Origin of the sequence: Reyranella sp. (assembly GCF_036558665.1) — a bacterium.
Classification (GTDB): Bacteria; Pseudomonadota; Alphaproteobacteria; order Reyranellales; family Reyranellaceae; genus Reyranella.
In genome coordinates, this window is sequence record NZ_DATBFE010000120.1 from 1 (window position 1) to 9976 (window position 9976).

Genomic DNA, 9976 nt, shown 5'->3' on the forward strand with positions numbered 1-9976 from the left:
CCACTCAGGGTAGGACGGGAAGTCCACCAGCACGCGCCAGACCATCGCGGCCGGCGCGTCGATGTCGATCGCGGTCGCAATGCGCCGCGTCACGTTCAGATCCTTAGGCGACCTTTTCCTTCACCCCCGGTCCGACGGTGAGCTTGGCCTTGGTCTTGGCCTTGACCTCGTCGACCGTGACGCCGTCGGCCAGCTCGACCAGGGTGACGCCGTCACTGCCGGTCTTGTCGATGGAGAAGACGCCGAGCTCGGAGATCACCATGTCGACCACGCGCTTGCCGGTGAGCGGCAGCGTGCATTCCTTGAGGAGCTTGGAGGCGCCGTCCTTGGAGACGTGCTCCATGGTGACGATGACCTTGCGCACGCCGGCCACCAGATCCATGGCGCCGCCCATGCCCTTCACCATCTTGCCAGGGATCATCCAGTTGGCGAGGTCGCCGTTCTCGGCCACTTCCATGGCGCCCAGGATCGAGAGATCGATGTGCCCGCCGCGGATCATGGCGAAGCTGTCGGCCGAGGAGAAATACGAGGTGTTCTTGAGCTCGGTCACCGTCTGCTTGCCGGCATTGATGATGTCGGGGTCGACCTCGTTGTCGAGCGGGAAGGGGCCGACGCCCAGCATGCCGTTCTCGCTCTGCAGGGTGATGTCGACGCCCTCGGGGATGTAGTTCGACACCAGCGTTGGAATGCCGATGCCGAGGTTCACGTAGAAGCCGTCCTTCAGTTCCTTGGCAGCGCGCGCCGCCATCTGATCGCGGGTCCAGGCCATTTCCGAGTCTCCTAGGCTTTGCGCACGGTGCGCTGCTCGATCTTCTTGTCGTACGGCGCGCCGCAGAAGATGCGCTGCACGAACACGGCAGGCGTGTGCACATGGTCGGGGTCGATCTGGCCGACAGGCACCAGCTCCTCCACCTCGGCGATACAGACCTTGGCTGCCGTTGCCATCATCGGATTGAAGTTCCGCGCGGCCTTGCGAAAGACGAGGTTGCCGGCGGTGTCGCCCTTCCAAGCCTTGACCAGCGCAATGTCGCCGAACAGCCCGCGTTCCATCACGTACTCCTCGCCATCGAAGACCTTGGTCTCCTTGCCCTCGGCGACCAGCGTGCCGACGCCGGTCCGGGTGTAGAAGGCCGGAATGCCCGCGCCGCCAGCGCGCACCCGCTCGGCCAGCGTGCCCTGCGGATTGAACTCGAGCTCGAGCCTGCCCTCGAGATAGAGCTTGGCGAAGGTCTTGTTCTCGCCGACATACGACGAGATCATCTTGTTCACCTGGCCGGCCTCGAGCAGGAGTCCGAGGCCGGCACCGTCGATGCCGGCATTGTTGCTGACGCAGGTGAGCCTCTTGACCCCCGAGTCGCGCACCGCCCGGATCAACTTGTCGGGAATGCCGACCAGCCCGAAGCCGCCGCACATCAGCATCAGTCCGTCGCTCAACAGCCCGTCCAGCGCCGACTTCGCATCCTTGTACACCTTATTCGCCATCGCCTCGTTCCGTGCAAAAGCCTTTTCGGCCCGCATATGCGGGAGCCGGCCGCGCACTGTCAATGCGACCTCGCTTCAACTCACCTTTAGGCCGCCCCGACGGCGCGCCGCCGGCCGCGCGCGTCCACTTGACCCCGGCCCAAGCCGAAATATATATCGATATATATGATCACCATCGCGAACTCTCGTGCGGAAAGGGCGGCGCGACGACTGGCCAAACATCTGCACACGACGATCTCGGACGCGGTTGCGGTAGCTTGCGAGCGCCTTCTGGATGAAGGCGACCAGACCGCGCGGGCCAAGCGCCGGCGGGCGCAGCTCGACCGTGTGCTGACCGAGATCTGGAAGCGGCACAAGCTGCCGCAAAGCGAAGCGGAACGTGCGAAGATGGCCGATCACCGCGATCTCTATGGACCGGACGGCCTGCCGCGGTGACGTCGATAGCCATCGACACCTCGGCGATCGTCGAGGTGCTCACGCGTGGACCGCAATCGGCAATGGTACGCGAGACCATGGCCACAGCGGCGACGATCTTCGTCACGCCCATTGCACGCGTCGAGAGTGCGTTCGTTTTGCTGGGGCGGTTCGGATGGACCCGCGCCGAATTCGATCGTGCCTGGAGAGCGCTTGCGCTTTCGGAAGTGGCCGTCGACGCCCCGCTGGGCGCCCTGGCAATCGACGCCTTCGAACTCTGGGGTAAAGGCCGAGCCGCGGCCGGGCTGAACTTTGGCGACTGCTTCTCTCATGCGCTCGCCATCGGTCGCAATGTCCCGCTTCTTTATGTCGGTGACGATTTCAGCAAGACCGATCTTCGAAGCCCTTAGCTGTCCTTGCCGACGATGACGATGGCAATGCCCGCGATCACCATGGTCGTGCCCAGCACCAACGCCAGCGTAACGGGCTCGCCGAGGAGGACGATCGAGGAGACGATGCCGACCAGCGGTACGCCCAGCATGCCGAGCGCGGTCGTGATGGGCGGCAGGGCGCGGGTCACGGAGACGGCGGCCCAGGTCCCGGCCGGGCCGGCGAAGGCGCCGATATAGAGCAGAGCCAACCAAAGCTGCCACTTGCCGAAGTCGAGATAGCCGGCCGGCTCGGCGACGAGCGCCAGCAGCCACAAGAGCACGGTCGCGACGCTCATCTGCCAGGGCAGGGCATCGAGCGGCGTCCCGCGCCAGCGATGGTGGCGCGTATGCAGGATGGCCAAGGCCCAGGTGAAGCCGGCCAGCAGAAGATAGACATGGCCCATCACGATGCGGCGGTCGTGCCAGTCGAAACGATCGGGATCGGCCAACACGACGACGCCGGCAAACCCGAGCACGACGCCGGCGGCGGAACGCCAGCCCACTTTCTCGCCCACCAACAGCGAAAGCGGCACCATCCAGAGCATGGTGGTGTAGGCCAATACGCCCGAGCGGCCGGGCGGCACGCTCTGCACGCCGAGATTGGCGAGCGCGAAGAAGCTCGAAAGCTGCAACGTGCCCACCGAAAGGATGACCGGCCAGTCCTCGCGCGGCGGCCACTTCAACCGGCCAAGCAGCGTCAAGAGGATGGACGCCGTGAGCGCCGACATCGTGGCGCGCCCGGCAGCCAGCCAGATCGGCGTGCCGGCCATCAGCCCGATCTTCATCACCGGCCAGGTGAGCCCGAACAGGACGATGGCGGCGGCGAGCTGCAACCACGCTGCGCGCGGAACGGATGCCCGGGCTCTCGCGACCCGCGCGGTGCTCATGAGCGCTGCTTCCCTGCCCGGCCTTAGGCGGTCTTTTCCTTCATGACGGTGAGCGGCTCGGGCAGCCGCGACAGCATCTCCTTGGGCACGATCTGCCAGAAGCGCTCGACCTCGCGGTTCCAGTCGTTGAGCAGCCGGGCGCCGAGCGGCGACTTGGTTTGAGCCACGTGCTCGGCCACCATCGCCTTCAGTACCGCATCCCAATGCGGATGGTCGATGCGCTGCCACACGACCGTCTCGGGATTGACCTTGAGCATGAAGGCGTCCTCCGGGTCATAGACGAAGGCCATGCCGCCGGTCATGCCGGCCGCGAAGTTGACGCCCACCGAGCCCAGCACGACGGCGGTCCCGCCGGTCATGTATTCGCAGCCGTTGCAGCCCACGCCCTCGACCACGGTATCGGCGCCCGAGTTGCGTACGGCAAAGCGTTCGCCGGCGCGGCCCGAGGCGAACAGCTTGCCGGCCGTCGCGCCATACAGGACCGTGTTGCCGATGATGGCATTGGCCTCGGGCACGAGAGGGCTCGAGACCGTAGGTCTCACCACGATCGTGCCGCCGCTCAGGCCCTTGCCGACGTAGTCGTTGGCGTCGCCGAACACCTCGAGCTTCATGCCTTGCACGGCGAAGGCGCCCAGCGACTGGCCGGCAGTGCCGCGCAGCCGCACGGTCACGGTATCGGACTGCAGGCCCGACATGCCGTACTTGCGCGTGATCAGGGCGGCGAGCCTCGTGCCCACGGCGCGGTGCGTGTTGCGTACGCTGTACTGCAGCTGCATCTTCTCGCGGTGCGTGAAGAGCGGCTGGGCGTCGCGGATCATCCGGGCATCGAGCGTGTCCGGCACTTCGTTGCGGCCTTCGACGGTGCAGTGCACCGCGCCCCGGCCGCCGTCGGCGCGGGTGAGCAGGGGACTCAAGTCGAGGTCGTCGAGATAGCGCGCGCCGCGGCTCACCTGCTTCAGGAGATCGGAGCGGCCGACGATCTCGCTCAGCGACCGGTAGCCGAGCTGAGCCAGGATCTCGCGCACCTCCTCGGCCACGAAGCTGAAGAGATTGACGACCTTCTCGGGCGAGCCCCCGAACTTGGCGCGCAGCTTGGGGTCCTGCGTGCAGACGCCGACCGGGCAGGTGTTGGAATGACACTGCCGCACCATGATGCAGCCCATGGCGACCAGCGACGCGGTGCCGATGCCGTATTCCTCGGCACCGAGCAGGGCCGCGATCACCACGTCGCGGCCGGTCTTGATCCCGCCGTCGGTGCGCAGCAGCACCTTCTCGCGCAGCCGGTTGAGGGTCAGTACCTGATGGGTTTCGGATAGGCCCATCTCCCACGGAATGCCGGCATACTTGATGCTGCTTTGCGGCGAGGCGCCGGTACCGCCGCTGTGGCCCGAGACCAGGATCACGTCGGCCTTCGCCTTGGCGACGCCGGCCGCGATGGTGCCGATGCCCGAGCGCGCGACCAGCTTCACCGTCACGCGCGCCTCGGGATTGATCTGCTTCAGGTCGTAGATGAGCTGCGCCAGATCCTCGATCGAGTAGATATCATGATGCGGCGGCGGGCTGATCAAGCTGACGCCCGGCGTCGAATGGCGCAGCCGGGCGATCATCTCGCTGACCTTGAGGCCGGGCAACTGGCCGCCCTCGCCGGGCTTGGCGCCCTGCGCGATCTTGATCTCGAGCTCGCGGCAGTTGTTGAGATATTCCGCGGTCACGCCGAAACGCCCCGACGCCACCTGCTTGATCGCCGAGGACGCATTGTCGCCGTTAGGGCGCGGCCTGTAGCGCGCCGGATCCTCGCCGCCTTCGCCCGAATCGGATTTGGCGCCGATCCGGTTCATGGCGATCGACAGCGTCTCGTGTGCCTCCGGACTCAGCGCCCCGAGCGAGATGCCCGGCGCCACCAGGCGCTTGCGCAGCTCGGTGATCGACTCGACCTCGTCGATCGGCACCGGCCTGCGGTCGGCCTTGAAGTCGAGAAGGTCGCGCAGGTTGATCGGCGGCAGGCGGCGCACCGCCTCGCTGTACTTGCGGTACTTGGCATACGATTCGGTCGCCACCGCGTCCTGCAGCACGTGGATGAGATTGCCTTCGAAATTGTGATGGTCGCCGCCGCGGCGATATTTGTAGAAGCCGCCGATCGGCAGAGCGATGACTTCCTCATCGAAAGCGCGCGCATGCTGCCGCGAGATCTTCTCCTGCACCCCACGCAGGCCGATGCCCGAGATGCGGGACGGCATGCCGGGGAAGAACTCCTGCACCAGCGAACGCGAGAGGCCCACGGCCTCGAAGTTGCAGCCACCGCGATAGGACGACAGCACCGAGATGCCCATCTTCGACATCACCTTCAGCAGCCCGTCGTCCAGCGCCTTCTTGTAGTTGGCGAGGCACTGGCCGAGGGAAAGCTTGCCGAACAGACCGCGCGCGTGGCGGGCCGCGATCGTCTCCTCCGCGAGGTAGGGGTTCACCGTGGTGGCGCCGACACCGATGATGACCGCGGCGTAGTGCACATCGAGGCATTCGCCCGAGCGCACGTTGAGCGAGGTGAAGGTGCGCAGCGACTGGCGCACGAGGTACGAATGCACGCAGCCGGCGGCCAGGATCATCGGCAGCGCCGCACGGTTGCCGTCGACATTGGCGTCGGTCAGGACGACATGCAGGCAGCCGCTGCGCACCGCATCCTCGGCCTCCTTGCAAATGCGCTCGAAGGCCTGTCGCATGGCGTCGAGGCCGCCCTTGGGATCGTACGAGCAATCGATGCGGGCGGCGGTGTCGCCCATGTACTTGCGCATCGCCTCGAACTCGGCATTGAGCACGATCGGCGACTGCAGCGACAGCATCTCGCTCTGCTCAGGCGATTCGTCGAGGACGTTGCCGAGATTGCCGAGGCGCGTGCGGATCGTCATGACCTGGCGCTCGCGCAAGGAGTCGATCGGCGGGTTGGTCACCTGGCTGAAGTTCTGCCGGAAATAGTGGTGCATGCCGCGATAGGTGTCGCTGAGCACCGCCATCGGCGCGTCGTCGCCCATCGATCCGACCGGTTCCTTGCCGTCCTCGACCATGGGATGGAGGATCATCTCGAGGTCTTCGATCGACCAGCCGACTGCGAACTGACGGCGCCGCAGCTCCTCGCCGCCAAAGCGCTGCTCGTGCGGCGTGTCCTGCCTGATCAGCGAGTCGAGCTCGATCGTGCGCTTGACCCAGTCGGCATAGTCGTTGGTCGCCGCCAGCATGTCCTTGAGCTCGCGGTCCTTGTAGAGCCGGGGCTGGTCCATATCGACCGCCAGCATCTCGCCGGGTCCGAGCCGGCCTTTCTCGACGATCTTGGCCTCGTCCTGCGGCACCATGCCGGCCTCGGAGCCGGCGATCAGCAGCTGGTCGGAGGTCAGCACATAGCGCATCGGCCTCAGCCCGTTGCGGTCGAGTCCGACCAGCGCCCACTTGCCGGCGACGGCGGCGATGGCGGCCGGGCCGTCCCACGGCTCCATGATGCCGTTCACGTAGTGATAAAGCGCACGATGATGGGCAGGTATGTTGGGGTTCGAGCCGAGCGCCTCGGGGATCATCATCGCCTTGACCATCGGCAGGTTGCGATGGCCGCGCACCAGCAGCTCGAACACATTGTCGAGGGCCGCGGAGTCGGAGGCGCTGGGCTGGATGATGGGCTTCAGGTCCTCGATGAAGCGGCCGAAGCCGTCATGCGCGAGCCGGGCCTCGTGGCTCTTCATCCAGTTGACGTTGCCGAGCAGCGTGTTGATCTCGCCGTTATGGGCCAGCACGCGGAACGGCTGGGCCAGCTTCCATTGCGGGAAGGTGTTGGTCGAGTAGCGTTGGTGGAAGATCGCGAATCGCGACACGAAGCGCTCATCGAGCAGATCGGGGTAGAACTGCGACAGATGCTCCGCGAGGAACATGCCCTTGTAGATCAGCGACCGGCAGGACAGCGAGCAGACATAGAATTCGGCGATGTTCTCGGCGATCGCCGCCTTCTCCATGCGTCGGCGCAGGATGTAGAGCTGCTTCTCGAACTCGCGGTTGTCTAGTTTCGGATCGCCGCGCCCGATCAGGATCTGCTCGATCTCCGGCCGCGTCTCGTTCGCCTTTTCGCCGATCACCGAGATGTCGACCGGCACCTGGCGCCAGCCCAGGATCATGTGGCCGAAGCGCAGAATCTCGGTCTCGACGATGGTACGACAGCGCTCCTGCGCACCGAGATCGGTGCGCGGCAGGAACACCGTGCCGACGGCGATGCGGCCGACCTGCGGCTCGTGCCCGCTGGCGTCGCGAATGTAGTCGCGGAAGAAATCCTGCGGGATCTCGACATGGATGCCCGCGCCGTCTCCGGTCTTGCCGTCGGCGTCGACGGCGCCGCGATGCCACACCGCCTTCAGCGCATCGATGCCTGCCGCCACCACGTCGCGCCGGCGCTTGCCATCCAGCGCCACGACGAGGCCGACGCCGCACGAGTCGATCTCCTGCGCCGGATTGTAACCGTAGGCGTCGGTCAGCCGCGCGACGCCCTCGCGGTAGGCGCGCACGAATTGCCGGGCAGTGAAGGACTGTGTGGACATGGCGTGTTCCCGAGATAGGGGTGTCATCCCTCGCTACGCTCGGGACGACACGATGCGGCTCCTGTGCTGGTGCGCCGACCTCAATCGGAAAAGAGCTTGCCGGCTTCGGCCCAGTTCTCTTTCCTGACGTCGGTCAGGATGACCTGGACAGCGTCGGCCGGGCAGCCGAGCGTGCGGCAGGTCGCGTCCGTCAGCTCCTTCGCCAGTTTTCGCCGCTGCTCGATCGTACGGCCCTCGAACATCTGCACGTTGATCATCGGCATCGCTCTCTCCTTCAGTAAGGCTTGCGGTCCATGCTGACGTATCGCGGCTGCTCGGCCACGCGGGCAAGCCAGCCGTTGACGTTCGGGTAGCGGGCGAGATCGAACCCGCCCTCGTGCGCCACGTGCGTGTAGGCATAGAGCGCGATGTCGGCGAGCCCGTAGCGACTGGCGACGAAGAACGGACGTGCCTCGAGGTGCCGCTCCATCACCTCGAGCGCGTCGTAGCCCTTCCTGCGCCGCTCCGGAAGGTCGAGCTCCTGCAAGGGCGAGAGCTTGCCGAGGAAGTGACGCCAGTAGCGCACGACCGCGATATAGGGCTCGTGGCTATATTGCTCGAAGAACATCCACTGCAGGGTTTCGGCGCGCGTCTTGCGATCGGCGGGGGCGAAGGGAGTGCCCTCGGCCAGATACCAGAGGATGGCGCCCGACTCGGCGAGATGGCTGCCATCCTCGAGCTGCAGGGTCGGGATACGGCCGTTCGGGTTCTTCTGCAGGAACTCCGGCGTGCGCGTCTCGCCCTTCAGGATGTCGCACTCGACAAGCTCGTAGGACAGGCCGAGCTGCGCCAGCAGCAGGCGCACCTTGTAGCCGTTGCCCGAGCCCATGAAGTCGTAGAGCGTCATCGACACGATCTACTCCGCGGCGATGGCGAGCGACGTCGCCCTGCTTGCAAGCCAGATGTGGATGCGCTCGGCGGCGTCGCGGCCATCGCGTACGGCCCAGACGACGAGCGATGCGCCGCGCACGATGTCGCCGGCGGCGAACACGCCGCCGAGGCTGGTCATCATGCTGTGCCAGTCGATCTTGAGCGTGCCCCAGCCGGTCACCGCGAGATCGGGCGACTGCAGCATCGCCGGCAGATCTTCCGGATCGAAACCCAGCGCCTTCAGCACCAGATCGGCCTCGACGTTCAGGTGGCTGTTGGGGATTTCCTGCGGCGTCTGCCGGCCCGAGGCATCGGGCATGCCGAGATGGATGCGCACCGAGCGGACGTGAGTCACGCGCTCCGAGCCGAGGAAGGCCTGGGGCGCCGTGAGCCACACGAACTCGACGCCTTCTTCCTCGGCGTGCTTTACCTCGCGCTGCGAGCCCGGCATGTTGGCGCGGTCGCGGCGATACAGGCACTTCACCGATCGCGCTCCCTGGCGCACCGCGGTCCGTACGCAATCCATCGCCGTGTCGCCACCGCCCAACACCACGACGTTCTTGCCCTGGGCATTGAGCGAACCCGATTCGAAGCCGGCGACCGCGTCGCCCAGACCCACGCGGTTGGAGGCCGTCAGGTAGTCGAGCGCCGGCACGATGCCTGGCACGCCGACCCCGGGCGCCTGGATGTCGCGTGCTTCGTAGACGCCGGTCGCGAGCAGGACTGCGTCATGGCGCTGGCGAAGCTCTTCCAGCGCAACGTCGCGGCCGACCTCGCACTCGAGATGGAAGCGGACCTTGGAGTCGCGCAAAAGCTTCTCGCGCCGCCCGACGACATCCTTCTCGAGCTTGAAGTTGGGGATGCCGTAGATCAGCAGCCCGCCCACGCGGTCGTAGCGATCGTAGATCGTGACCTGATAACCCTTGCGGCGCAGTTGCTCGGCCGCGGCCAGGCCCGCGGGTCCCGCGCCGACGATGCCCACGCTCTGCGGCCGCTCATGGCGCGGTCGGATCGGCCTGATCCAGCCCTTCTCCCACGCCGTGTCGGTGATGAACTTCTCGACCGAGCCGATGGTGACGGAGTCGAAGCCCTTTTCGATGACGCAGTTGCCCTCGCACAAGCGGTCCTGGGGGCAGATCCGGCCGCAGATCTCCGGGAAGTTGTTGGTGGCTGACGCGAGCTCGTAGGCTTCGTCGAGCCGGCCTTCGGCGGTGAGCTTCAACCAGTCGGGGATGTTGTTGTGCAGCGGGCAATGGATCTGGCAGAAGGGCACCCCGCACTGCGA

General features: G+C 66.1%; 9 protein-coding genes. 2 read left to right on the forward strand and 7 right to left on the reverse strand.

Annotated features, from left to right (window positions below; translation table 11 throughout):
• Window positions 1-103 precede the first annotated feature (103 nt).
• Together VH499_RS17645 and VH499_RS17650 are read right to left on the reverse strand one after the other, a co-directional pair.
• The gene (locus tag VH499_RS17645) at window positions 104-769 is read right to left on the reverse strand and encodes a CoA transferase subunit B (protein ID WP_332054060.1); all 666 of its coding nucleotides are present in this window, start codon (window positions 767-769) and stop codon (window positions 104-106) included.
• Between the two features lie 11 nt (window positions 770-780).
• Entirely contained in the window at window positions 781-1482 is a 702-nt protein-coding gene (locus VH499_RS17650; protein ID WP_332054061.1) for a CoA transferase subunit A, read from the reverse strand.
• A gap of 165 nt (window positions 1483-1647) precedes the next feature.
• On the opposite strand from VH499_RS17650, the gene VH499_RS17655 reads away from it, so the two are divergent.
• Window positions 1648-1917 carry a type II toxin-antitoxin system VapB family antitoxin gene (locus VH499_RS17655; protein WP_332054062.1) on the forward strand — a complete coding sequence of 90 codons (270 nt, stop codon included), beginning with the start codon at window positions 1648-1650 and terminating at the stop codon, window positions 1915-1917.
• Window positions 1914-2306, forward strand: coding sequence for a type II toxin-antitoxin system VapC family toxin (locus VH499_RS17660; protein ID WP_332054063.1), 393 nt, complete (start codon window positions 1914-1916; stop codon window positions 2304-2306). Before VH499_RS17655 ends, VH499_RS17660 begins: the two co-directional genes overlap by 4 nt.
• Here VH499_RS17660 and VH499_RS17665 read toward each other — a convergent pair.
• From VH499_RS17665 to VH499_RS17685, 5 genes are all read right to left on the reverse strand, one after another.
• Window positions 2303-3214 carry a DMT family transporter gene (locus tag VH499_RS17665; RefSeq protein WP_332054064.1) on the reverse strand — a complete coding sequence of 304 codons (912 nt, stop codon included), beginning with the start codon at window positions 3212-3214 and terminating at the stop codon, window positions 2303-2305. The genes VH499_RS17660 and VH499_RS17665 overlap by 4 nt on opposite strands.
• 23 nt (window positions 3215-3237) lie before the next feature.
• Window positions 3238-7782 (reverse strand): glutamate synthase large subunit, encoded by a 4545-nt coding sequence (gltB, locus tag VH499_RS17670; protein ID WP_332054065.1) that lies wholly within the window; start codon window positions 7780-7782, stop codon window positions 3238-3240.
• Between the two features lie 80 nt (window positions 7783-7862).
• Window positions 7863-8045 (reverse strand): 4-oxalocrotonate tautomerase, encoded by a 183-nt coding sequence (locus VH499_RS17675; protein ID WP_332054066.1) that lies wholly within the window; start codon window positions 8043-8045, stop codon window positions 7863-7865.
• Between the two features lie 11 nt (window positions 8046-8056).
• Complete coding sequence (locus VH499_RS17680; protein ID WP_332054067.1) at window positions 8057-8668, reverse strand: glutathione S-transferase family protein; 612 nt, start codon at window positions 8666-8668, stop codon at window positions 8057-8059.
• A gap of 9 nt (window positions 8669-8677) precedes the next feature.
• Window positions 8678-9976 (reverse strand): NAD(P)-dependent oxidoreductase (locus tag VH499_RS17685; protein ID WP_332054068.1); only part of this gene is annotated, 1299 nt, incomplete at its 5' end.

Bases quoted from the DNA above. Each gene is read 5' to 3' on its own strand.
- VH499_RS17645 (WP_332054060.1), bottom strand. From the start codon at position 769: ATGGCCTGGACCCGCGATCAGATGGCGGCGCGCGCTGCCAAGGAACTG.
- VH499_RS17650 (WP_332054061.1), bottom strand. From the start codon at position 1,482: ATGGCGAATAAGGTGTACAAGGATGCGAAGTCGGCGCTGGACGGGCTG.
- VH499_RS17655 (WP_332054062.1), top strand. From the start codon at position 1,648: ATGATCACCATCGCGAACTCTCGTGCGGAAAGGGCGGCGCGACGACTG.
- VH499_RS17665 (WP_332054064.1), bottom strand. From the start codon at position 3,214: ATGAGCACCGCGCGGGTCGCGAGAGCCCGGGCATCCGTTCCGCGCGCA.
- gltB (WP_332054065.1), bottom strand. From the start codon at position 7,782: ATGTCCACACAGTCCTTCACTGCCCGGCAATTCGTGCGCGCCTACCGC.
- VH499_RS17675 (WP_332054066.1), bottom strand. From the start codon at position 8,045: ATGCCGATGATCAACGTGCAGATGTTCGAGGGCCGTACGATCGAGCAG.
- VH499_RS17680 (WP_332054067.1), bottom strand. From the start codon at position 8,668: ATGACGCTCTACGACTTCATGGGCTCGGGCAACGGCTACAAGGTGCGC.